The organism is Sphingomonas sp. GW821-FHT10F09 (assembly GCF_058809195.1).
Genome location: NZ_JBXASI010000006.1, coordinates 97,894 through 119,969 on the forward strand (window position 1 = coordinate 97,894; position 22,076 = coordinate 119,969).

The window sequence follows — 22,076 nt, forward strand, 5'->3', positions numbered from 1 at the left end:
CATGGCTCACACGCAGGACCTCACCGGCCCGATCCTCCACGACGCGATCGTGCCGGCACGCGCCCCCTGGCTGCACCGGCTGACGGCGGGACAGACGCTGCGGATCGTCGATCTGGAGGGCAACCAGGCGGTCGATTTCCTGCTCTACGCGACCGCCGACGATGCCGAACGCTACAGCGCGCAGGATACGATCGCGGCGCAGAAGAACATCTTCCTGCGCACCGGCAGCGTGCTGCGGTCGAACGAAGGGCGCGCGATGATGACGATCGTCGCCACCTCGGTCGACTATCACGACACGATCGGCGGGGCCTGTTCGTGCGAATCGAACACGCTGCGCTACGGCATGCACACCAAGGCCCAGCACGCCTGCGTCGACAATTTCCTGGAAGCCAATCTGCGCGACGGCCGCGGCAAGCGCGACATCGTGTCGAACATCAACTTCTTCATGAACGTGCCCGTCGAACCGGACGGTGCGCTGGGAATCGTCGACGGCATCTCCGCGCCGGGGCTGACCGTGGACGTCCGCGCCGAGATGGACGTGACCGTGGTCGTGTCGAACTGCCCGCAGATCAACAATCCCTGCAACGGCTTCAACCCCACCCCCGTCCGCATGATCGTGACGGCATGACGGTGACGACCGTCCTGATCGCCAACCGCGGCGCGATCGCCTGCCGGATCATCCGGACGCTGCGGCGGATGGGCATCCGTTCGGTCGCGGTCTTTTCGGACCCGGACGAGGCCTCGCGCCACGTCGCCGAGGCGGACGTGGCGGTGCGGATCGGCGCCGGGCCGGCGGCGGAGAGCTATCTCGACGTCGCGCACATCCTCGCGGTGGCGCGTGAGACGGGCGCCGACGCGATCCACCCCGGCTATGGCTTCCTGTCCGAGAATGCCGGCTTCGCGGAGGCGTGCGAGGCGGCGGGCATCGCCTTCATCGGGCCGACTGCGGACAGCATCCGCGTCTTCGGCCTCAAGCACAGCGCGCGTGCGCTGGCGGAGGCGCAGAACGTCCCGCTTGCGCCGGGCACGGGGCTGCTCGCCGACGTCGATGCCGCGATCGAGGCCGCGGCGCGTATCTGCTATCCGGTGATGCTGAAGGCGACCGCGGGCGGCGGCGGCATCGGCATGCGCGTCTGCACCGACGAACAGGCGGTCCGCGACGGCTATGCCGCGGTCGCGCGTCTGGGGGCGGGCAATTTCGGCGACGCCGGGCTGTTCCTCGAACGCTTCGTGCCGCGCGCGCGCCATGTCGAGGTGCAGATCTTCGGCGACGGACAGGGGCGCGTCGTCGCGCTCGGCGAGCGCGATTGCTCGCTCCAGCGCCGCAACCAAAAGGTGATCGAGGAGGCCCCGGCCCCCCACCTGCCCGACGCGATCCGCGCCGCGCTGATCGAGGCGGCGGTACGGCTGGGCGAGGCGGCGCGCTACCGCTCGGCGGGCACCGTCGAATTCCTGTACGATCCCGAGCGGCAGGACTGGTTCTTCCTCGAGGTCAACACGCGGTTGCAGGTCGAACATGGCGTCACCGAAGCGGTGACCGGGGTCGATCTGGTCGAATGGATGGTGCGCGGTGCCGGCGGCGACTTCGCCTTCCTCGACCAGCGCGTACCGCCGCCGCGCGGCTGGTCGATCCAGGCGCGCCTTTATGCCGAGGATCCGGCGGTCGACTTCCGCCCCGCCGCGGGCACGCTGACCCGGGTCGCCTTCCCCGACGACGTCCGCGTCGAAAGCTGGGTCGAATCCGGCTCCGAAGTCTCGTCCTTCTACGATCCGATGCTCGCCAAGCTGATCGTCCATGCGGAAGACCGCGACGCGGCGGTGGCGGCGATGCAGGTCGCGCTGGACCGTACGCAGTTCGCGGGCATCGAAACCAACGTGCGCTGGCTGCGCGACGTCACCCGCAGCGGCGATTTCACCAGCGGCGACGTCTCGACCCGCTCGCTGGAAAGCGTGGTCCATCGTCCGCAAAGCATCGTCGTCCGCTCCGCCGGCACCGCGACGACCGTGCAGGACTATCCCGGGCGCGTTGGCCTGTGGGACATCGGCGTGCCGCCGTCGGGGCCGATGGACGCGCGCGCGTTCCGGCTCGGCAACGTGCTGCTCGGCAACGATTCCGACGCGCCGGGGCTGGAGGTGACCGCGACCGGCCCGACGCTGCAGTTCAACGCCGCGGCGCGCATCTGCCTGACCGGCGCCGATTTCGCCGCGACGCTGGACGGCAAGCCGGTGCCGCGCAACGCGCCCGTCGTCGTCGGCGCCGGCCAGTCGCTCGCGCTCGGCCGCGTCGGCGGCGGCGGCATGCGCGGCTATATCCTGTTCGCGGGCGGGCTCGACGTGCCGAGCTATCTCGGCAGCGCCAGCACCTTCGACCTCGGCAAATTCGGCGGTCACGGCGGGCGGCGGCTGCGCGTCGGCGACACGCTGCACCTTACCACGCACGCGCCCGCGGCGATCCCGGGTCCGCGCGTCGTCGAACAGCCTCCGCTCGGCCCCGACTGGACGATCCGCGTCCTGTACGGCCCGCATGGCGCACCCGACTTCTTCGCGCCCGAAGACGTCGACACGATCCTGTCGGCCGAATGGCGCATCCATTACAACAGCAACCGCACCGGCGTGCGGCTGGTCGGCCCCAAGCCGCACTGGGCGCGCAAGGACGGCGGCGAGGCGGGGCTGCATCCTTCCAACATCCACGACAATCCCTATGCGATCGGCGCGCTCGATTTCACCGGCGACATGCCGATCATCCTCGGCCCCGACGGTCCGTCGCTCGGCGGCTTCGTCTGCCCGTTCGTGGTCATCGCGGCGGACCTGTGGAAGGTCGGCCAGCTCGCGCCCGGCGACCGCGTCCGCTTCGAACAGGTCAGCCTCGCGCAGGCGGATGCGGCGAGCCAGGCCGAGGAAGCGTGGATCGAGCATCGCCCCGCCGCGCCCTTCGCGGGCGCGCCATCGACCGGCCATGACGCGATCCTCGCCGACATGCCCACCGACGGGCTGCGCCCGCGCGTGCTGTTCCGCCGCCAGGGCGACCGCAACCTGTTGGTCGAATACGGGCCGATCACGCTCGACCTCGAACTGCGCCTGCGCGTCCATGCCGCGACCACCGCGCTCGCCGCGCTGGCGCTGCCCGGCATCCTCGACATCGTCCCTGGCATCCGCTCGTTCCAGGTCCATATCGACGGCGTCCGCCTGAAGGAGGCGGCGCTGATCGAACGGCTGACCGCGATCGAGCACGACCTCGGCGATCTCAACGACTTCGTCATCCCCTCGCGCATCGTCCACCTGCCGCTGAGCTGGAACGACCCCGCGATCCGCGAGACGATCGACCGCTATATGCGGGTGGTGCGCGACGATGCGCCCTGGTGCCCGGACAATATCGAATTCATCCGCCGCGCCAACGGGCTGGCCAGCGCCGACGACGTCCACCGCATCATCTTCGACGCCAGCTACCTCGTCTACGGCCTCGGCGACGTCTATCTCGGCGCGCCGGTGGCGACGCCGATCGATCCGCGCCATCGCCTCGTCACCACCAAATACAATCCGGCGCGGACGTGGACGCCGCCGAACGTCGTCGGGATCGGCGGCGCCTATATGTGCATCTACGGCATGGAGGGCCCGGGCGGGTACCAGCTGTTCGGCCGCACGATCCAGGTCTGGAACACCTATCGCCAGACCGGCGCCTTCGCCGACGGCAAGCCGTGGCTGCTGCGCTTCTTCGACCAGATCCGCTTCTTCCCGGTCAGCCACGACGAGCTGACCGAGTGGCGCCGCGACTTCCCGCTCGGCCGCCGCGACATCCGGATCGAGGAAACGGAGTTCCGCCTCGCCGACTATCGCGCCTTCCTCGCCGAGAACGATGCGTCGATCACCGCCTTCGAAGCGCGCCGCAACGCCGCCTTCGCCGACGAGCGCGCCGAATGGGAACGGCGCGGCGAATTCGACCGGGTCGCCGACCTCGCCGGTGCGGATGGCGACGTATCGACCGATGCCGTCGCGATCCCCGATGGCGCGGCACTGGTCGAGGCACCGTTCGGCGGCAACGTCTGGAAATTGCTGAAGGCGGTCGGCGATCCGATCGCAGCGGGGGAGACGATCGCGGTGCTGGAGGCGATGAAGATGGAATTTCCGGTGCTCAGCCCCGCCGCCGGCACCGTGGCGGCGCTCTATGTCGCCGAACAGCAGACGGTGACCCCGGGCGCGCCGGTGCTGGCGCTGATGCCGGCATGACCGCGCTCGACCGGCTCCCGGTCGCCGGCATTGCCGCCGATGTCCGGTCGGGTCGCCGCACTGCCGTCGCGGTGATCGAGGACGTGCTGGAACGGCTGGCCGCCTATGACGGGGTCCAGTCCGCAATATGGATAGCGCGCCACGACGCCGCCGTGCTGCGCGCCGCGGCCGCGCACGTCGATGCGCGCGTCGCCGCGGGCGAGGCACTGCCGCTCGCCGGCGTGCCCTTCGCGGTGAAGGACAATATCGACGTCAGGGGGCTCGACACCACCGCCGCCTGCCCCGCCTTCGCCTATCGCCCCGATTCGTCCGCGACCGTCGTCGAACGCCTCGTTGCCGCGGGCGCGATTCCCGTCGGCAAGACCAACCTCGACCAGTTCGCCACCGGCCTCAACGGTACGCGCAGCCCCTATGGCATCCCGCGCAACGCCTATAACCGCGACTGGATCAGCGGCGGGTCGAGCTCCGGGTCGGCGGTCGCGGTGGCGGCCGGGCTGGTCGCCTTCGCGCTCGGCACCGACACTGCCGGCTCGGGCCGCGTCCCCGCCGCCTTCAACCATCTCGTCGGCCTCAAGCCCACCCGAGGCCGCTGGAGCAGCCATGGGCTGGTCCCCGCCTGCCGGACGCTCGACTGTATCACGGTCTTTGCCGGTTCGGCGGACGATGCCGCGCTGGTCGATGATGCCGTCGCCGGCTTCGACGCGGACGACGCGCTGTCCCGCCCGCTCGCAGACGTTCCGCGCGCGCGCCGGCGGATCGGCATCCCGCGCGCCGACCAGTGCCGCTGGTTCGGCGATATCGAGTCCGAACATCTCTATCGGCAGGCGCTGGCGGGACTCGATGCGGAGATCGTGACGATCGATCTGGCACCGCTCGATGCGGCGGCACGCCTGCTGTACGACGGGCCATGGATCGCGGAACGGACGGCGGCGCTGCAACCGTTGCTCGACCGCGATGCCGATGCGGTGCATCCGGTCGTGCGTGCGATCGTCGAACAGGGGCGCGATTACAGCGCAGTCGACGCCTTCAACGGCGGCTATCGCCTCGCCGAACTCGCCCGCGTCGCGGAGCGGATGTGGGCGGAGGTCGACCTCATCGTCCTGCCGACCGCACCCACCAGCTATCGCGTCGCCGAGATGCTGGCCGCGCCGATCGCGCTCAACGCGACGCTCGGCGCCTATACCAATTTCGTCAACCTGCTGGACATGGCGGCGATCGCGGTGCCGACCGGCACCTATGGCAATGGCGTCGGCTTCGGCGTCACGGTGATGGGACCGGCCGGCACCGATCGCGCGCTGATCGATGCGGCAAAGACCCTGTTTCCCGCGCCGGCCTCTCCGCCGCCGCTTGACCTGGAGGGACGGATGGACAGCGTGAAACTGGCGGTGGTGGGTGCGCATCTTGCGGACATGCCGCTGCACTGGCAGCTTACTTCGCGCGCCGCGCGCTTCGTGGGCGCGACGACGACGGCGCCGACCTATCGCCTTTACGCCATGGCGGACAGCGTGCCGCCGAAGCCAGCGCTGATCCACAGCCCGGACGGGGCCGGCATTGCGGTCGAGGTCTACGAACTCGACATTGCGGCCTTCGGCAGCTTCGTCGCCGACGTACCGCCGCCGCTCGCGATCGGCACGGTGACGCTCGCGGACGGCAGCCAGGTGAAGGGCTTCGTCGCCGAACCCCGCGCCCTGACCGGTGCCGAAGACATCACCGCGCTTGGCGGCTGGCGCGCCTATATCGCGCGATGAGGCGGCGGATGCGCTGACGCACGTCGCCGACATAGTGTGACGCGCCGCTGCGTGATGCAGCTCCGGGTCCTATCGCTATATAGGCGGCAGCCGGTCCTGCGCCTTGCCGATACTGACGCCTGATCGAGCCGATCCGGTACGCCATTTGCGTGCCCACTCGAACGCGTGCCGGGCTTCGACGCGCGGGCGCGCCTTATGCCCCATTGACAACCCTTGCCGTTTGTTAATTACACGATTAAGTACCACTCATCCCAACCGGTAGGATGAGAGACATGCCGTCGCGCCCGATCCTGACGCTCCTGTATCCCGCCGCGGCCGACGGCTTCGATTTCGATTATTACGCCGACCGACACCTGCCGCTGGTCGATCGGATCTGGGGGGCCTTCCTCGACCGGGTCGAGGTGCTGCGCGGGATCGCGTCGAGCGTTCCGGGCGAGGCGCCGCCCTATACCGCGATGACGATCCTGCACTTCCGATCCGACGCCGATCTGCAGAACGCTCTCGCCCATCCCGATGCGCCGCTGCTCCAGCAGGATATCGCGCGCTTTTCCGGCGTCGCGCCGGTCGGGCAGGTCAATATCGCCGTGAAGGGCTGAGCGGATGGCGGGACCATTGGCAGGGCTACGGATCGTTGAATTCGCCGGCATCGGACCGGCGCCGTTCGCCGCGATGATGCTGGCCGACCACGGCGCGGAGGTGATCCGCGTCGAACGCCCCGAAGATTTGACCGACGCGGCGATCGCCATCCGTCGGCGCGACGTCACGTTGCGCTCGCGCGCCTTCGTCGCTGCGGACCTCAAGACGACGGAGGGCCGCGACCGGGTCCGCGACCTCGTCGCCGGGGCGGACGGCGTGATCGAGGGGTTCCGGCCGGGCGTGATGGAGCGGCTCGGCCTCGGCCCTGCCGACCTGCTCGCGCGCAACCCCCGACTGGTCTACGGCCGGATGACCGGCTGGGGGCAGACCGGTCCCTATGCGCAGGCGGCGGGCCACGACATCAATTACATCGCGCTGAGCGGCGCGCTCCACGCCTTCGGGCGCGAAGGCGGCAAGCCGACCCCGCCGATCAACATGGTGGGCGATTTCGGCGGCGGCGCGATGATGCTCGCCTTCGGCATGGTCAGCGCGCTCTACCATGCCCGCGCGACCGGCGAGGGCCAGGTGATCGACTGTGCGATGACCGACGGCAGCGCGCTGCTGATGAGCGCGATCTGGAGCATGCTGGCGGTCGGCATGTGGCGCGACGAACGCGGCGTCAACCTGCTCGATACCGGCGCGCATTTCTACGACACCTACGAAACCGCCGATGGCAGGTTCATCGCGCTGGGATCGATCGAACCCAAATTCTACGCGCTGCTGCGCGCCGCGATCGGACTGACCGGCGCGGAGTGGGACGACCATTTCGAGCCGGCGCGCTGGGCGGCGCTGAAGCCCAGGCTGGCCGCGATTATCCGCACGCGGACGCGCGATGCGTGGGCGGCCGAGATGGAGGGCAGCGACATCTGCTTCGCCCCCGTGCTGTCGATGGCCGAGGCCCCTCTCCACCCCCACAACGCGGAGCGCGCGACATTCGTCGAGATCGACGGCGTGATGCAGCCCGCGCCCGCACCGCGCTATTCCGCCACCCCGCTGCCGCGCCCGCGCATGTGGGACGGCGTGCCGCGCACCGGCATCGCCTTCGAAGCCGCCACCCCTCGCTGATCGCCACCCATCGGCCGCGGTCGCCCTTCAACGCACGAACACAGGACAGCACAGCATGTCGGACGCATGGATCATCGACGCCGCCCGCACCCCACGCGGCATTGGCAAGCCGGGCAAGGGTGCGCTCGCCGGCCTGCATCCGCAGGTGCTCGCCGCCACCGTCCTTGCGGCATTGGTCGAACGCAATGCGATCGACAGCGCGACGATCGACGACGTCATCTGGGGCACCAGCGCGCAGCGCGGCGCGCAGGGCAATGACCTCGCGCGGATGGCGCTGCTCGACGCCGGACTGGACATATGCGTCAGCGGCGTGACGCTCGACCGGTTCTGCGGGTCGGGGATCACCGCGGTCAGCCTGGCCGCGGGCATGATCGCATCGGGCTTCGAGGAGGCGATCATCGCGGGCGGGACCGAGATGATGTCGCTGACCGCGGCGATGGCCGCGCAGGAGGCGGCACGCGGCGAACCGCCGATGATGATGGATGCGGGCAATCTGCGGCTGCGCGCGCGCCATCCGCAATCGCATCAGGGCGTTTGCGCCGACGCGATCGCGACGATCGAGGGGATCACGCGCGCGGACGTCGACGCGCTCGCGCTCGACAGCCAGCAGCGTGCTGCCGTCGCGATCGCGGAGGGCCGGTTCGCGCGCAGCCTCGTCCCCGTCCACAATCCCGACGGCACGATCGCGCTCGACCACGACGAATTCCCCCGCCCGACGACGACGGCCGAAGGGCTGGCGGCGTTGCGCCCATCGTTCGCGGCGATCGCCGATGTTGCGGTGGACGAAGTGGGCACGACCTATCGCGCGCTGGTCAACGCCCGCTATCCCGATCTGGAGATCCGCCACATCCACCATGCCGGCAATTCGTCGGGGGTCGTCGACGGCGCCGCCGCGCTGCTGGTGGCCTCGCCCGACTATGCCCGCCGCCACGGGCTAACGCCGCGCGCGCGCATCGTCGCCACCGCCAATGTCGGCGACTGCCCGACGCTGATGCTCAACGCCCCCGTCCCCGCCGCGCGCAAGGTGCTGGCCAAGGCGGGCCTCGGCGTGGACGACATCGACCTGTGGGAGATCAACGAGGCGTTCGCGGTCGTCACCGAGAAATTCATCCGCGACCTCGGCCTCGACCGGTCGCGCGTCAACGTCAACGGCGGCGCGATCGCGCTCGGCCATCCGATCGGCGCGACCGGCGCGATCCTGATCGGCACGATCGTCGACGAACTGGAACGCCGCGGCCTCCGGCGCGGGCTGGTGACGATGTGCGCGGCGGGCGGCATGGCACCCGCGATCATCGTCGAGCGGATGTAGCGCCCGGCGGGCGGATCGCACTTTGGGACGCGGCGGGCTCGCCCCGCCGGTCAAGCGTCGTCGGTGAGCACGCCCTTCAGGAAGATCGTCACCACCTGATCGATATACTGGCGCTTCAGCGCGTCGTCGACGACGGTGATGCCATAGCAATATTTCAGCGACACGCTCGACGAGAAGAGATGATCGCACATGCCGATCACGTTGAAATAGAGCAGCTTCGGATCGACGTCCCGGAATTCGCCAATCGCCCGCCCGTCGCGCACGATCACTTCGTAAGCGGCCGCGATTGGTTTCAGGAAGCGATCGGCGATCCGCTGGCGCTCCTCCTCCGTCCCCTCCTGCAACAGCTTGATCATCAAGCGGCTGAGATAGGGGTAATTGTGATAGGTGTTGATGAGCCCGGCGAGGTGATAGCGCAGCTTCTTCGACGGGCGGATGTCCATCGCGAGCAGATGCTCCAGCTCAGCAAGGTTGTTCTCGGTATCCCGCTCCAGCAGCGCGCGCAGCAGGCCGTCCTTGCCGCCGAAATAATAACGGACCAATGCGGCGTTGAGCCCCGCCTTGGCGGCGATGTCGCTTAGCGGCACGTCGAGATTGTCCGCCTCGCGCATCGCCGCGCTCGTCGCCTCGAGCAATCGCGCGCGGCCCGACGCCGGGGCCTCCACGTCCTGATCGATCGCCTTCCTGCCCCGCACGTTCATTCCTTAACCGATTGATGAACCAATCTATCGCGAAAGACGGGGCGCGCCAAGCGATGAATGGCATCCCGCGATCAGGAGGAAACGGGCAACCGGCTGCGCAGCGCGACGACGAACCGCTCCTTCAGCAGCGCCAGCGACGCGGTCGCCAGCGTCTTGTTGCCGGTCAGGTCGCGCCCGATCGCCAGCCCCTGCGTCGCCGCGATCAGCAGATAGACCTCGTTGAGCAGCCCCATCGCATCGGTCATCGCGAATTGCTCGGCCACCTGCATCACCTTGCCGCTCGCCAGCGCGCTGACCGCGTGCATCGCGCGTTGCAGCCCCTCCTCGAGGCTGACGTCCCAACGGCTGGCGAGCTGGATCTCGGTGAAGGCACGCGCGGGCAGGTCGGTCTGCACCCGCCACAGGATGCTGGGAAAATCCATCATCCCCTTCAACAGGTCGCTATGCCGCAACAGCCCGCTTTCCACCGCCGCGAGCATCCGCGTCATCGCCTCTTCGGCGGTCGCGACCATCAGCAGGTCGCGGGTCGGGAACTGGTGCAGCAGCGACCCCCGGCTGACCCCGGCATCGTCGAGGACCGCCTGCGTCGTGGTTGCGGCATAGCCCTGCAACGCGACCAGCTTGATCGCGCTCGAGAGCAGGATGTCGCGCGTCGCCTTGCCGCGGGCGCGCGTCGCGACGTTTCGCTCGCCGCTGGGGGCAACAGGCGTGGCAGGCACATCATTCATCCCGGACGGTCGCGACTGGTCGCCATTGTAGGGAGGCGCGGGCGCCGCTGTCCATCCATCGGCGCGGCGACGGACGGAATTTCCTTTGTTCCGATAGGCATCGGCCCTGCCCTCCCCGTGATGGCGGCCCGCCTCAGCGCATCGAGAAGACCAGCCCGTCGAACTGGCCGTCCGCCAGCCACCGGTCCTTGAGCGCGAAGAAGGCCGCGGCGCCCGCGCCATAGCCGAATCCCTGCGCCGCCTCCTGCGTCAGCTTGCCCTCCAGATTGTAATAGCCCGGCGTGCATTCCGCGAAAAAGGGGACGAGGTTGGCCGCCACCGCGCCGCAATGCGCCACCCAGGCGTCCTCGGCCGCCTGCGTCGCCTCGACGACGGGATGGTCCGACCGGCCGGCATGGCCGACGACCGCCGCGATCGCCTTCGCCCCTTCGGCGAGGCCGTGGCAGAAATTGGCAGGCAATGCCGCCTGCGCATTCTGGTGGAGGAACAGATTGGGAAAGCCATGGACGTGCATGCCATGGAAGGTCGAGAATCGCCGCGACCATTTGTCCTGCAACGACAGGCCGTCGCGACCGACGATGTCGTAGCCCGCGCGGCGGACATAATCGGTGCCGACCTCGAAGCCCGAGGCGAAGACGATGCAATCGACCGGATATTCGACCCCGCCGACGCGGATCCCCGTTGCGGTCACCGCCTCGACCCCGCGTCCGTCGGTGTCGAGCAGCGTGACATTGTCGCGGTTGAAGGTTTCCAGATAGCCGTCGTGGAACACCGGTCGCTTGCAGAAGCGGCGATACCACGGCTTGAGCCGTTCGGCGGTGGCGGGGTCTGCGACGATCGCGTCGATCCGCGCGCGGATCTCCTCCATCTTTTCGGCATCCGCGACCTCGGCCGCATGCAGGATCTGCAGCATCGCGTCGGGGCCGCTGGCGGTCGCCGCCGCCGCCGCGATCTTCTTGAACAGGAACGTCCAGCCATCTTCGATCAGGTCGCGTTCGGCGGGCGCGCCGGACGTCAGCGCGTTGAAATTGTCGATCCATTCCTGCTGCCAGCCGGGCTGGAGCGAGGCGACCCAGGCGGGATCGGTCGGCACCTCGCGCCGGACGTCGACGCCCGACGGCGTGCGCTGGACGACGTAGAGCCGGTCGGCGTGTGCGGCGAGGTGGGGAATGCACTGGATGCCGGTCGCGCCGGTGCCGACGATCGCGACGCGCTTGCCCTTCAGCCCGGCGAGGTCGCCGTCGGGGCCGCCGCCGGTATAGGCATAATCCCAGCGGCTGGTGTGGAAGGTATGGCCCGCGAAGTCGGCGATGCCGGGGATGCCGGGCAGCTTCGGCCGCGACAACGGCCCGTTGGCGGCGACCAGATAGAGCGCCTCGATCACGTCGCCGCGATCGGTCGACACCCGCCAGCGGCCCGACGCCTCGATCCATTCGGCGCGCGTCACCAGCGTCTGGAACAGCGCCCGCCCGCGCAGCGACCAATGGTCGACGATCCGTTCGGCATGGGCGCGGATTTCCGGCCCCGACGCATAGGAGCGCGGCGGCATATAGCCCGTCTCCTCCAGCAGCGGCAGATAGACGTAGGACTTCATGTCGCAGGCGAGGCCGGGATAGCGGTTCCAATACCAGGTCCCGCCGAAATCGCCGGCCTTCTCGATCATCAGCACGTCGTCGATCCCGGCGTCCTTCAGCTTCACCGCGGTCAGGATACCGCCGAAGCCCGCGCCGACGATCGCCACCTCGCACGTCCGCACCACCGGTGCGCGCTCGACGCGCGCGACATAGGGGTCGTCGGCGAAGTAGGAGAAGTCGCCGCCCGTCCCGATATACTGGTCGACGCCATCCGTGCGCAGCCGCTTGTCGCGTTCCTCGCGATAGCGGGCGCGCAGGCCCTCGAGATCGACCGGGGGCGCCCCGGCATCAACAACGGACATATCCAGCTCCTTGTCATTCCCGCGGCCGACCGACGCGGGCGGGGTCGTGGCGTCTTGGTGGTTCAGGCGGGCTTGACCCAAAAGCTGTCGAGCCCGCGAAAGCCGGGATTCATCGTATAGACCGGCGCGTGCGCCGGATCGGCGACCAGCGTCGGGAAGCGGGCGACCATCGCCTTCAGCAATTCCTGCGCCTCCAGCCGCGCGAGCGGCGCGCCGAGGCAGGTGTGCCGCCCCCCACCGAACGAGAAATGCTTTACCGGCTTGCGCGCGATGTCGAACCGGCCGGGATCGGGATTGACCGCCGGATCGTGGTTGAGCGCGGTCAGCATGACCGAGATCTGATGCCCCCTGGGAATGGCGACGCCGCCCAGTTCCATGTCGTCCGCCGCGATCCGGTCGGTCGAGAAGATCGGCGGTTCGAACCGGATCGCCTCGTCCACCGCATTGGGGATCAGGCCGGGATCGGCGACCAGCCGCGCCCAGCTGTCCCCGGTCCGCAAGATGTTGCACAGCGTCGTGCCGAGCAGGTCGGTCGTCGTCTGGTTGCCCGCGATCAGCAGGACCTGCGCATGTTCGACGATCTCCGGATCGCTCAGCCATTCGCCCTGATGCTCGACGGTCATCAGCGCGGTGATGAGGTCGTCGCCGTCCATCGCGCCGGCGCGGCGCATGGCGATCTCCGCGCTGAACAATTGGTAGAGGCTGACCGCCGCGGCGGCCCCCTCCTCCTTCACCGCAGGCGGCGCGAGCGGGTTGAGCATCGCGGCGACCATCCGGTCCGACCAAACCTTGAAATCGTCGTGATGGCGCGAATCGATGCCCAGGATGTCGGCGATGGTGATCGTCGGCAGCGGGCGCGCGATCGCGTCGACGAAATCGAACCCGCCGCTCCCGCCCGCCGCGTCGATCAGCTGGCCACACAAGGCCGCGACGCGCGGCCGCGCCCGCTCGATCCGCTCGGCGTTGAACGCGCGGCCGACCAGCCCGCGCACGCGCTTGTGCAGCGGATCGTCCATGAACATGATCGGCGGATCGCGCGTCAGATCCTCGCCGCGCAGCCGCCGCGTCGACGTCTCCACCGTGTTGCGCGGGTCGCTCGGCAGCTGGCGGTCGGCCAGCACCTTGCGCCCGACCTCCGCCGACAGCACGACATAGTCGCGCAGCACCCCGTCGTGCAGCACCGGGCATTTACCGCGCGCCGCGTTCAGCACGGCATGCGGATCGGCACGGAACGTCGGGGACAGCGAGGTGAGTTCCAGCCCGCGCGGCAGATCGTCGGGGACAGCGGTCATCATAGGGCCTTTCGCGGACATCAGGTGAGGGGCTGGAGATTGAGGATCTGCTTCGCCAGCGTGAGCAGCGCGACGTCGCTGGCCGGTTCGCCGCGCACCGCCGCCTCGATCTGGCGGTGGCGCGTCGCGATCTCGTCGCGATATTCGGGGTGGGTGAGGATGTAGAATCGCCGCGCCGCCAATGCCGCAAACGCCTGATCGGCGACCGCCGCGGGGGTGAGGCCGTTGTCGACGAACGAGCGGGTGAAGGCACGCTCCTCCGCCGCCGCGCTGGTCAGCGCATCGTGCGCGACATGGTCGGGCAGGTTGCGGTCGGCGTCGGTGATGTTGGTCGCGACGCTGCCCGGGCACAGCACCGCGACGTGCAGGCCGAGCGGGCGCAGTTCGTGCGCCAGCGTTTCGGAAATCGCGACCACGGCATGTTTGCTCGCCGAATAGACCGCCGATCCGCCCGGCGAGACGATCAGCCCGGTGATCGAGGCGGTGTTGAGCACATAGCCCTGCGCGCCGCTGGCGATCATCGCGGGCACGAACAGGCTGATGCCATAGCCCAGCCCCAGCACGTTGACCGAGATCGTCCAGCGCCAGTCCTCTGGCGTCGCGGCGCTGGCGGGCGCCTTCCACGCGACCCCGGCATTGTTGACCAGCAGGTATGGCGCGCCGTGATCGGCGATCACCTGCGCCGCGACCGCGCGATAGCCGTCGAGATCGGCGACATCGAGCCGGTAGGTGACGACGCGTGCACCGCCGGCGCGCAGACCGTCGGCCGCCCGCGCCAGCGCGCCCTCCTCGATATCGGCGAGCAGCAGCGTCATGCCCTCCGCCGCGCAACGCTGCGCGATGGCGAGGCCGATCCCGCTCGCACCACCGGTGATGAACGCCGTCTTGCCGCGCATGTCCATGCCGCTCCGCTCCTTCGCCATCGAGTCCGTCCGACCCGTTCTATCGTTGTTAGTAGTCTATACTGACTATTAGTGAATGGCTAGACGCGATCGGCGACGGGCGGCGTGTAATAGAGCGCGCGCGCACCCGGATCGCGCCTGATCCGGCCGATCTCGTTGCGCGCGATCATGCGCAGATGCACCTCGTCCGGCCCGTCGACGAAGCGCAGCGCGCGCGCCCAGCCGAGGAAGCCGGCGAGCGGCGTGTCGTTGGTCAGCCCCATCGCGCCGAACACCTGTACTGCGCGATCGATCACCCGCGTCTGCAATCCCGCCGCGACCACCTTGATCGCCGACACGTCGATCTTCGCCGCCTTGTTGCCGAGCCGGTCGAGCACCGACGCGGCGCGCAGCACGAGCAGCCGCGCCTGGTCGATCTCGATCCGCGACAGCGCGATCCAGTCCTGGATATTGGCGTAATCGGACAGGTAACGGCCATAGACGCGGCGTTCGAGCGCGCGCTCGCACATCAGGTCGAGCGCCAGTTCGCACTGGCCGATCGTGCGCATGCAATGGTGGATGCGCCCCGGCCCCAGACGCGCCTGCGCCAGCGCGAACCCCGCCCCCTCCTGCCCGAGCAGATCGCTCACCGGCACGCGCACGTCGCGGTACAGCAGCTCGCAATGCCCCTCGACCGCGAGATGGTTGAGGACGGGCACGTTGCGCACGATGGTGAGGCCCGGCGTGTCCATCGGCACGATCACCATCGAATGGCGCGCGTGCGGCGATGCGTCGGGATCGTCGTCGGTGACGCCCATCACGATCGACATCCGGCAATTGGGGTGCAGCGCGCCGGTCGTGAACCATTTGCGGCCGTTGATGACATAATGGTCGCCATCGCGGCGGATGCGCGTTTCGAGGTTGGTCGCATCGGCGGAGGCGACGTCCGGTTCGGTCATTGCGAAGCACGACCGGATATCCCCGCGCAGCAACGGTTCCAGCCAGCGGCTGCGCTGGTCGGGGGTGGCGAACAGGTGGAGCAATTCCATGTTGCCCGTGTCGGGCGCGCTGCAATTGAACACCTCCGCCGACCAGGGCATTCGCCCGATCTGTTCGGCGAGCGGCGCGAATTCGAGGTTGGTCAGCCGCGTGCCCGGCTCGTCGTCGCGCAGCGCGGGCAGGAACAGGTTCCACAACCCCTCGTCGCGCGCCAGTTGCTTGAGCGGGTCCATGATCTCGGCCGGATAGCGGCCCGCCTCGGTCGCATGCGCCCAGGCGCGGTTCTGCGGCAGGACATAGGTGTCGCGGAACGCCGCCATCCGGCCCCTCAGCGCCTCGACGCGCGGCGTATATTCGAAGTCCATGGGATATCCTTTGGAATGAGGGGCGCGGCTCAGGCGACCTGTTCGACCGCGAGGCTCGCGAAGCGTCCCGCGAGCCGGCCGACGTCGGAGGCATTGGTGGCGCTGGCGGTGCCCTGCCGCGCGCGCGCCGCGATCCCTTCGAAGATCACCGCGAGGCGAAATAGCGAGAAAGCGGTGTGAAACGGCGCGACCGCGAACGTCTGCGCCGCGGCAGCGCGATAGCGGTCGAGATAGTCGCGCTCGTCCGGGATGCCGAGCGCGGCATGGTCGAGGTCCGCGATCCCCATGTAATCGGCGGCGTTCAGGTGCCAGCCGAGCGCGCTATAGGCGACGTCCGCCGCCGGATGGCCGAGCGTCGACAATTCCCAGTCGAGCACGCCGACGACGCGTGGTTCGCTGGGGTGGTAGATGAGATTGCCGATGCGGAAATCGCCATGGGCGATCGTGGTGACGTCGCTCGCCGGAATGTTGCGCGGCAGCCAGTCGAGCAGGAAATCGATGTCCGCGGACGGCGCGCCCCCGGCCAGTTGCCATTGCCGCGTCCAGCGGCCGACCTGGCGTTCGAAGAAATTGCCCGGCCGCCCGAAATCGGCGAGGCCGCACGCCGCCCAGTCGACCGCATGCAGCGCCGCGAGCGTATCTGCCATCGCCAGATACATCGCGCGCCGGTCCGCGGGCGACACGCCGGGCAGCGAGGGATCGTTGAACACCCGCCCCTCGATCCGCTCCATCAGATAGAAGGGCGTGCCGATCACCGCGCGATCGTCGCAATAGAGCACCATCTCCGGCACCGGCACCGCGCTGCCCGCCAATGCCGCCATCACCCGATATTCGCGATCGATCGCATGCGCGGAGGGCAAGGCGTTGGGCGGCTGCTTGCGCAGCACCAGCCGCCGCTCGCCATAGGTAAGGAAGAAGGTCGGGTTCGACTGGCCGCCGGGAATCGACTCGATCGCCAGCAGGGCGGGCGCGCCGGGCAACGCCGTCGCCAGAAATTTTTCGAGTGCCGCTTGCATAGGAATATGTCCGCCCCTCCGCCTGTGCGCTTATTCTGGTCGTAGATGACTGATTCATCCGGGATAAATCGCGCATCGCACTAAATCCCCTCGTGAATCCGTCGTCCACGTATCCGCATATAGGATGCACAAACCACTATCCGCTTCGTATTTATACGTGTAGTTAAGAGCGCGAGTGAGGTAAAGCGCTTCCTGAGAAACCGGCAAAACGGTTCCGGGCCGCACCGCCCCCCACGATCGTCGAACGAAAAATCCTGAGGAGGGGATATGTCGAAAAGGGCTTTGCTGGGGACGGTGTCCCGCATCACATTCGGGGTCTGCGTAGCCGCGACCGCGGCGACCGGCGCCTATGCGCAGACCGCCGCGCCGACGCCCGCCCGGACCACCACGCAGGCCGCCACACCGGCCGCCACCACGACCGCCGACGACGCCCCCGACATCATCGTCACCGCGCAGAAGCGCAGCGAGAGCATCCGCGACGTCGGCATGTCGATCCAGGCGCTGTCGAACCGGTCGCTGATCGACGCCGGCGTCGCCGCGCCGCAGGATCTGGTGAAGGTCGTGCCGGGCTTCGCCAGCAACCCGACGCCCTATGGCGCCAACGTCTATACGCTGCGCGGCATCGGCTATCAGGAAACCACGCTATCCGCCGCGCCGACCGTCACCGTCTACAGCGACGAGGTGCCGATCCCGTTCAGCCCGGAAACGATCGGCGTCGCGCTCGATCTGGAGCGGGTCGAGGTGCTCAAGGGGCCGCAGGGCACGCTATACGGCCAGAATTCCACCGGCGGCCTCATCAACTTCATCGCCGCCCGCCCGACCGACCAGCTCAGCGCCGGTGGCCAGCTCAGCTACGCCAGCTTCGGCGCGGTCGATGTCGAGGGCTTCCTGTCGGGCCCGGTCACCGACACGCTGAAGGCGCGCGCCGCGTTCAAGGTCAGCCAGGGCGGCGCGTGGCAGAAGAGCTACACGACCGGCGCCAAGCTCGGCGAACGCGACCTGCTCAACGGCCGCCTGCTGCTCGACTGGAACCCCGGTAGCCGCTTCCACGCCAGCCTCAACGTCAGCGCTTGGCGCGACCATGGCGAGACGCCGGCACCGCAATTCTTCGGGCTGCAGGTGCTGACGCCGGGCGCGACCGCGCTGATGCAACCGGGGCTGATCGCCTATCCCACCGCGCCGCACGACAATCGCTACGCCGACTGGGACCGGGGCGTCGACTATCACCGGCGCAATTCGTTCGTGTTCACCTCGTTGAAGCTCGGTTACGACATCACCGACGACGTCAACCTGACGACGCTGACCTCCTATCAGCATTTCAAGCGCGACCAGCCGGTCGAGGGCGACGGCACGTCCTTCGAGGATTATTCGACCGTCCAGCAGGGCGACGTGAAGACCTGGTATCAGGAGGCGCGGCTCGCCGGCACGTTCGGCGGCCGCGGCAACTGGATGTTCGGCGGCAATTACGAACACGACACGGTGTTCGACCAGTTCCAGATCCTCGACCGGCATGGCTCGTTCAGCCAGGTGCTGCTGTCCGTCTCGCCGCTCGTCATCCTCAACCTGCCGGGCAATTTCGAGCGGACCGACCAGACGATCGAGTCGGGCGCGGTGTTCGGCAACGTCGAATATCCGGTCACCGACACGCTCAAGCTGCAGGGCTCGGCACGCTACACGAAGACCACGCGCGACTTCTTCGGCCAGGCCTTCGACGGGATGAACGGCAACACCGCCTTCTTCTTCACCCTGCTGCAGGCGCAGCTGCGCGCGGCCTATGGCGTCTTCACGCCGAGCGGGCAGACGCCGGGGCTAAAGGATTGCCTGTCGCTGGGCGCGGCGCCGACCTTCCTGATGGGATGCCGGACCGACAGACTGAAGGAGGACAATGTCAGCTGGCGGGTCGGCCTCAACTGGAAGGCGTCGGCGGACACCATGCTCTATGCCAACGTCAGCCAGGGCTACAAGGCGGGCAGCTTCCCGACGATCATCGCCTCCACCCAGGCGGAGATGGATCCGGTGACGCAGGAAAAGGTGGTCGCCTATGAGGCGGGCGTGAAGACGGCGCTGTTCGACCGCACGCTCGATCTGACCGCGGCGGCCTTCTACTACGACTATCGCAACAAGCAGACGATCGGCCGCTATGCCGACATCGCGTTCGGGACGCTGCTGAAGCTCATCAACGTGCCGAAATCGCGCGTCGCCGGCGTCGAGCTGTCGGCGGCGTGGCGGCCGGTGCCCGGGCTGACGATCAACCCGGTGCTGTCGTACATCGATACCAAGGTGCGCGGCCGCTTCCTCAACTTCGACTATCTCGGCCAGCCGCAGGATTTCGGCGGCCAGGCCTTCCCGCTCGTGCCCAGACTGCAGGGGTCGCTCGACGCGCAATATCGCTGGTCGATCGGTGGCGGGGCGAAGGCGTTCCTGGGCGGCAACGTCGCGGTGCAGGGCAAGACCTATTCGGGCTTCATCCCCAACGACAACGAAAAGGTGCCGTCCTACACGCTGCTCGACCTGCGCGCCGGGGTGGAGAAGGACGGCTGGCGGCTGAGCGTGTGGGGACGCAACGTCACCGACAGCTGGTACTGGACCTCGGCCACGCGCATCAACGACGCGCTGGTCCGCCAGACCGGCATGCCGCGCACGATCGGTGCGACGATCGGCTTCGCCTACTGACCCGCGGCGGGTGGAGGGGATCGCCCTCCCCCGCCGGCCGGCAAGCACATTCCATCCTATCTCGAACGGGGGTTCCTTACCGTGACGACAACACGCAGCTACGGGCTGGCGGGTGTGGCGCTGCTCGCGCTGATGCCGGCGCCATCATGGGCACGGCCCGTCCAGCAACGACCGGAGCACGAGCAGCAGCAACAACAGGCGGCGACGCCTGCGGCCGGCACGGCGGCGGAGCCGGGCGATATCGTCGTCACCGCGCAGCGCCGCAGCGAACGGCTGCAGGACGTGCCGATTGCGATCACCGCGGCGACCGGCGAGCAGCTGGCGCAGGCGCATGTCGAGAACATCACCAACATCCAGAGCCTCTCGCCCAGCATCCAGTTCCGCTCGCAGGCGAACGGCGCCTCCTCGGCCAACGTCATCATCCGCGGCCTCGGCACGACCGGCACCAGCCGCGCGTTCGAAGGCGCGGTCGGCATCTTCGTCGACGGCGTCTATCGCACCCGTGCCGCCGCGGTGATGCAGAACTTCCTCGACATCGATTCGCTCCAGATCCTGCGCGGGCCGCAGGGGACGCTGTTCGGCAAGAACACCTCCGCGGGCGCGGTGCTGCTGACCAGCACCCGGCCGGAGGCGACGCCGGCCGCGACCGGCGAATGGACGGTCGGCAATTACGGGACGGTGTCGGTCCGGGGCGCGGTGGGTGCGGGCCTGTCCGATACCGTCGCGGTGCGCATCGCCGGCCTCTACAGCGGCACCGACGGCTTCTACACCGATCCGAACGACCGCCGCGCCATCGCCGACAATGCCTCGCATGCGGTGAAGGCGCAGATCCTGTGGGAACCGTCCGACCGCCTGTCGTTCCAGCTGATCGGCGACGATGCGAAGAGCGTCGGCCATTGCTGCTTCGCGACCTCCAGCTACAGCCCGGGCGCGGTGCAGCCGCTGATCGACGGCCTGATCCGCGCGCGCGGACTGCGCACGCCGTCGACCCGATTGGGCGATTTCGAACAGGTGTTGAGCAACCCGGGCCGGCAGGTCGTCCGCGACTATGGTGGCACGTTGCTCGCCACGCTCGCGGTCGGCGACGACACGCTCAAATCGGTGTCGGCGATCCGCAAGTTCGCGATCGACCAGCGCAACGGCGATGCCGATTTCTCCGGCGCCGACATCCTTAACCTCGACGAACGCTTCGCCAGCCGCTTCCTGTCGCAGGAGCTGACCTTCAACGGCAAATCGGCCGCGCTGCATGCCGATTACGTGTTCGGCGGCTTCGTCTCGGACGAACGGCTCGATCTCGGCCGCAACCTGCGCTGGGGCAGCCAGGCGCAGACCTTCTGGAACACCCTGCTCGGTGCGGGGCGGGTCTATGCGGCGCCGGGCCTGTGGTCGAACGAGGTCATGACCGAATCGGCGCAATCCTATGCGCTGTTCGCGCATGCCGACGTCGACCTCGGCAAGGGGTGGAAGCTGCTCGGCGGCCTGCGCTATTCGATCGAGCGCAAGCGCGGCGCGTTCGCCAACGGCTTCTACCGCAACCGGCCCGACGACACGTTCCGCGTCCTCGGCCTGATGCCCGCGCCCGCCTATGACGTCGCGACCACGGATCGCGCGCTGTCGGGGACGCTCGGCGCGCAATATTCCTTCAGCCGCGACGCGATGATCTATCTGACCTACAATCGCGGGTTCAAGGCGGGCGGCGTCATCCTCGACGCCAATGGCGCGGGCGGTGCCGCCAACAATCCGGCGATCGTCGCCGGGGCGAGGCCGCTGTCGCCGATCTACCGCCCCGAAAAGGTCGACGCGTTCGAATTCGGCGGCAAGTTCAGCTATCTGAACCACCGCGCCCACACCAACGTCGCGATCTTCTACAACACGGTGTCCGACCTTCAGGTCGCCCAGTTCATCGGCGTCCAGTTCACCGTCCTCAACGCGCGTTCGGCGAAAACCTACGGGCTGGAGCTCGAGAACAGCATCCGGATCGGTCATGCCCTGACGCTCAACCTCGACGGGACGTGGCTGCCGCATGCGCGCTACGGCGTCGATCCGTCGCTGTCCGCCATGCTGTCGGGGCAGAGCGTGCGCTTCGTGCCCCGGCTGGGCGGCAATGCCTCGCTCAACCTCGACCAGCCGCTCGGCGACCGGCTGGCGCTGACCGGGCGGGTCGAGGTCCAATATACCGGCCGCGAATATCTCGACAATTCCAGCCGGATCGCCCGTCCGCCGGTGACGCTGCTCAATGCCAGTCTCGGCGTCGACATCGCCGACGGCGGCTTCCGCCTCGAACTGTGGGGCCAGAACCTCACCGACCGGATCTACGCCAACGCGGCCTTTCTCGCGCCGCTGCAGGGGACGACCGAGAACGCCTACCTGGCCCCGCCCCGCACCTTCGGCCTGCGGACGAAGTTCCGATACTGACCGACCGACACCGTAATTTTTCTGGTCAGTGTTGACTATTATAGACGGTGTGCGACACTTGCCATCTTATGCGACGCTGAGTCGCCTG

General features: G+C 68.5%; 15 protein-coding genes. 8 read left to right on the top strand and 7 right to left on the bottom strand.

The window, feature by feature from the left end; translation table 11 throughout:
- Position 1 precedes the first annotated feature (1 nt).
- The 6 genes from AC1RTO_RS16900 (at position 2) to AC1RTO_RS16925 (ending at position 8,982) form a co-directional block, all read left to right on the top strand.
- Positions 2 to 628, top strand: coding sequence for an urea amidolyase associated protein UAAP2 (locus AC1RTO_RS16900; RefSeq protein WP_493161952.1), 627 nt, complete (start codon positions 2 to 4; stop codon positions 626 to 628).
- The gene (gene uca / locus AC1RTO_RS16905) at positions 625 to 4,224 is read left to right on the top strand and encodes an urea carboxylase (RefSeq protein ID WP_493161953.1); all 3,600 of its coding nucleotides are present in this window, start codon (positions 625 to 627) and stop codon (positions 4,222 to 4,224) included. Before AC1RTO_RS16900 ends, uca begins: the two co-directional genes overlap by 4 nt.
- Positions 4,221 to 5,972, top strand: coding sequence for an allophanate hydrolase (gene atzF / locus AC1RTO_RS16910; RefSeq protein WP_493161954.1), 1,752 nt, complete (start codon positions 4,221 to 4,223; stop codon positions 5,970 to 5,972). The genes uca and atzF overlap by 4 nt, the downstream gene beginning before the upstream one ends.
- A 272-nt stretch (positions 5,973 to 6,244) precedes the next feature.
- On the top strand, positions 6,245 to 6,568 hold the full coding sequence (locus AC1RTO_RS16915; protein ID WP_493161955.1) for an EthD family reductase: 324 nt from the start codon (positions 6,245 to 6,247) through the stop codon (positions 6,566 to 6,568).
- A gap of 4 nt (positions 6,569 to 6,572) precedes the next feature.
- Positions 6,573 to 7,673 (top strand): CaiB/BaiF CoA transferase family protein, encoded by a 1,101-nt coding sequence (locus tag AC1RTO_RS16920; protein WP_493161956.1) that lies wholly within the window; start codon positions 6,573 to 6,575, stop codon positions 7,671 to 7,673.
- 55 nt (positions 7,674 to 7,728) lie between these two features.
- A complete protein-coding gene (locus AC1RTO_RS16925) occupies positions 7,729 to 8,982 on the top strand; it encodes an acetyl-CoA C-acetyltransferase (protein WP_493161957.1) in 1,254 nt (417 codons plus the stop codon).
- Between the two features lie 50 nt (positions 8,983 to 9,032).
- Here the strand turns inward: AC1RTO_RS16925 and AC1RTO_RS16930 are convergent, their stop codons facing one another.
- From AC1RTO_RS16930 to AC1RTO_RS16960, 7 genes are all read right to left on the bottom strand, one after another.
- The gene (locus tag AC1RTO_RS16930; RefSeq protein WP_493161958.1) at positions 9,033 to 9,677 is read right to left on the bottom strand and encodes a TetR-type transcription factor C-terminal domain-containing protein; all 645 of its coding nucleotides are present in this window, start codon (positions 9,675 to 9,677) and stop codon (positions 9,033 to 9,035) included.
- Positions 9,678 to 9,754: 77 nt separating this feature from the next.
- The gene (locus AC1RTO_RS16935) at positions 9,755 to 10,402 is read right to left on the bottom strand and encodes a TetR/AcrR family transcriptional regulator (RefSeq protein WP_493161959.1); all 648 of its coding nucleotides are present in this window, start codon (positions 10,400 to 10,402) and stop codon (positions 9,755 to 9,757) included.
- Positions 10,403 to 10,544: 142 nt separating this feature from the next.
- Positions 10,545 to 12,347, bottom strand: coding sequence for a flavin-containing monooxygenase (locus tag AC1RTO_RS16940; protein ID WP_493161960.1), 1,803 nt, complete (start codon positions 12,345 to 12,347; stop codon positions 10,545 to 10,547).
- A 62-nt stretch (positions 12,348 to 12,409) separates the two neighbouring features.
- Positions 12,410 to 13,639, bottom strand: coding sequence for a cytochrome P450 (locus AC1RTO_RS16945; RefSeq protein ID WP_493161961.1), 1,230 nt, complete (start codon positions 13,637 to 13,639; stop codon positions 12,410 to 12,412).
- Between the two features lie 20 nt (positions 13,640 to 13,659).
- Positions 13,660 to 14,562, bottom strand: a complete 903-nt coding sequence (locus AC1RTO_RS16950; protein ID WP_493161962.1) for an SDR family NAD(P)-dependent oxidoreductase — start codon at positions 14,560 to 14,562, stop codon at positions 13,660 to 13,662.
- A gap of 59 nt (positions 14,563 to 14,621) precedes the next feature.
- Positions 14,622 to 15,884, bottom strand: a complete 1,263-nt coding sequence (locus AC1RTO_RS16955) for an acyl-CoA dehydrogenase family protein (RefSeq protein WP_493161963.1) — start codon at positions 15,882 to 15,884, stop codon at positions 14,622 to 14,624.
- 29 nt (positions 15,885 to 15,913) lie between these two features.
- The gene (locus AC1RTO_RS16960) at positions 15,914 to 16,900 is read right to left on the bottom strand and encodes a phosphotransferase family protein (protein WP_493161964.1); all 987 of its coding nucleotides are present in this window, start codon (positions 16,898 to 16,900) and stop codon (positions 15,914 to 15,916) included.
- Positions 16,901 to 17,167: 267 nt separating this feature from the next.
- Here AC1RTO_RS16960 and AC1RTO_RS16965 point away from each other — a divergent pair, with 267 nt between their 5' ends.
- Together AC1RTO_RS16965 and AC1RTO_RS16970 are read left to right on the top strand one after the other, a co-directional pair.
- Complete coding sequence (locus AC1RTO_RS16965) at positions 17,168 to 19,573, top strand: TonB-dependent receptor (RefSeq protein WP_493161965.1); 2,406 nt, start codon at positions 17,168 to 17,170, stop codon at positions 19,571 to 19,573.
- Between the two features lie 81 nt (positions 19,574 to 19,654).
- Positions 19,655 to 21,988 carry a TonB-dependent receptor gene (locus AC1RTO_RS16970; RefSeq protein ID WP_493161966.1) on the top strand — a complete coding sequence of 778 codons (2,334 nt, stop codon included), beginning with the start codon at positions 19,655 to 19,657 and terminating at the stop codon, positions 21,986 to 21,988.
- The last annotated feature ends 88 nt before the right edge of the window (positions 21,989 to 22,076 follow it).

Coding starts and splice junctions, on each gene's coding strand:
- AC1RTO_RS16900 (WP_493161952.1), top strand. CDS start 2: ATGGCTCACACGCAGGACCTCACCGGCCCGATCCTCCACGACGCGATC.
- uca (WP_493161953.1), top strand. CDS start 625: ATGACGGTGACGACCGTCCTGATCGCCAACCGCGGCGCGATCGCCTGC.
- atzF (WP_493161954.1), top strand. CDS start 4,221: ATGACCGCGCTCGACCGGCTCCCGGTCGCCGGCATTGCCGCCGATGTC.
- AC1RTO_RS16915 (WP_493161955.1), top strand. CDS start 6,245: ATGCCGTCGCGCCCGATCCTGACGCTCCTGTATCCCGCCGCGGCCGAC.
- AC1RTO_RS16920 (WP_493161956.1), top strand. CDS start 6,573: ATGGCGGGACCATTGGCAGGGCTACGGATCGTTGAATTCGCCGGCATC.
- AC1RTO_RS16925 (WP_493161957.1), top strand. CDS start 7,729: ATGTCGGACGCATGGATCATCGACGCCGCCCGCACCCCACGCGGCATT.
- AC1RTO_RS16940 (WP_493161960.1), bottom strand. CDS start 12,347: ATGTCCGTTGTTGATGCCGGGGCGCCCCCGGTCGATCTCGAGGGCCTG.
- AC1RTO_RS16945 (WP_493161961.1), bottom strand. CDS start 13,639: ATGACCGCTGTCCCCGACGATCTGCCGCGCGGGCTGGAACTCACCTCG.
- AC1RTO_RS16950 (WP_493161962.1), bottom strand. CDS start 14,562: ATGGCGAAGGAGCGGAGCGGCATGGACATGCGCGGCAAGACGGCGTTC.
- AC1RTO_RS16955 (WP_493161963.1), bottom strand. CDS start 15,884: ATGGACTTCGAATATACGCCGCGCGTCGAGGCGCTGAGGGGCCGGATG.
- AC1RTO_RS16960 (WP_493161964.1), bottom strand. CDS start 16,900: ATGCAAGCGGCACTCGAAAAATTTCTGGCGACGGCGTTGCCCGGCGCG.
- AC1RTO_RS16965 (WP_493161965.1), top strand. CDS start 17,168: ATGTCGAAAAGGGCTTTGCTGGGGACGGTGTCCCGCATCACATTCGGG.